1 protein-coding gene is annotated in these 1,933 nt (G+C 70.8%); it reads left to right on the top strand.

Annotation, left to right across the window (positions count from 1 at the left end):
* On the top strand, positions 1–1,933 hold a 1,933-nt coding region (locus ACX28W_RS43835; RefSeq protein ID WP_459005678.1), incomplete at both ends, for a type I polyketide synthase.

Here is a 1,933-nt window from a genome sequence, read left to right on the forward strand (position 1 = left end):
GGTCGGGCTTCTTCCCGACCACCCGGCCCACCCACCTCGACCTGCCCACCTACCCCTTCCAACGGCAGCGTCACTGGATCGATCTGCCGACGGACGGCCATGCCGACGTCGATTCCGACGCGTCCACCGCTGTGGTCGCCGATCAGCCCGAGGACACCGCTCCCGCCGAGTCCGGCTCGTCGTCGCCGCTGCTGGACCGCCTCACCAAGGCGTCCCGGACCCAGCAGGAACAGATCCTCACCGACCGGATCCGTGCCGAGGTCGCGGTCATCACCGGACGTGTCACCTCGGAGACGGTGGACGGCGACCGCACGTTCAAGGACTTCGGTTTCGACTCCTTCGCCTCCGTCGAACTGCGGAACCGTCTGAGCGCCCTCACGGGCCTGAAGCTTCCGTCGACGCTGCTCTTCAACCACCCGACCCCCACCGCCGTCGCTCGCTACCTCCAGACCGAACTGCTGGGTTCCGAGGAGTCCGGCAGCACCGCCCCCGGTTCCCCGCTCTCTGTCAGCGCGGACGAACCGATCGCGATCGTGGGCATGGCCTGCCGCTATCCAGGAGATGTCCGCGCCCCCGAGGACCTGTGGCGCCTCGTCAGCGAAGGCGTCGACGCCATCACCGACTTCCCCACCGACCGCGGCTGGGACACCGACAGGCTCCTCGATCCCGACCTGGTTCGACCTGGTACGTCGTATGTCGCCAAGGGCGGATTCCTCTCCGACGCGGCGGCGTTCGACCCCGCTTTCTTCGGGATCAGCCCGCGCGAGGCGACGGCGATGGACCCGCAGCAGCGGCTGCTCCTCGAGACCTCGTGGGAGGCGATCGAGCGGGCGGGCATCGACCCGACCGCGCTGCGCGGCAGCCAGACCGGCGTCTTCGTCGGCGCCATGACCCAGGAGTACGGCCCTCACCTGCACGACGGCGCCGCCGGGTTCGACGGGTACCTGCTGACCGGCAACACCGCGAGCGTCGCCTCGGGCCGCATCTCGTACACCCTCGGCCTGCAGGGCCCGGCCGTGACGGTGGACACCGCATGCTCGTCCTCGCTGGTCTCGATGCACATGGCCACCCAGGCGCTGCGCAACGCCGAGTGTGATCTCGCGCTGGCCGGCGGCGTCGCCGTCATGGCTACGCCGGGCATGTTCGTGGAGTTCAGCCGGCAGCGCGGGCTTGCGGCGGACGGGCGGTGCAAGGCGTTCGCCGAGGCGGCGGACGGCACGGCCTGGGCGGAGGGCGTGGGCCTGCTGCTGCTGGAACGCCTCTCCGACGCGCGGAAGAACGGCCATGAGGTGCTGGCGGTCGTGCGCGGCTCGGCGATCAACCAGGACGGCGCCTCCAACGGTCTGACCGCCCCCAACGGCCCCTCCCAGGAGCGCGTGATACGCCAGGCCCTGGCCAGCGCGGGCCTGTCGGCGCAGGAGGTCGACGTCGTCGAGGCCCACGGCACGGGCACGACGCTGGGCGATCCGATCGAGGCGCAGGCGCTGCTTGCCACCTATGGTCAGGACCGGCCGGAGGACCGGCCGTTGTGGCTGGGCTCGCTGAAGTCCAACATCGGCCACTCCCAGGCCGCGGCGGGCGTGGGCGGCGTCATCAAGATGGTCATGGCCATGCGCCACGGCCTGCTGCCGAAGACACTGCACGTGGACCGGCCGTCCTCGCACGTGGACTGGGCCGAGGGAGCGTTGGAACTCCTCACCGAGAACCGGGCTTGGCCGGAGGGCGACCACCCGCGCCGCGCCAGTGTTTCGTCGTTCGGCATCAGTGGCACCAACGCCCACCTCATCGTCGAGCAGGCCCCGGAGGACGAAGGCGTCGCGGGTGGGGGTGTGCCGGAGCCGGTGGTGGTGACGGACGGGACGTTGCCGTGGCTGGTGTCGGCGAAGTCGCGGGCGGCGTTGGAGGAGCAGGCGCGGGGGTTGTTGGATCACCT

It is taken from the genome of Streptomyces sp. SD15, assembly GCF_054462255.1.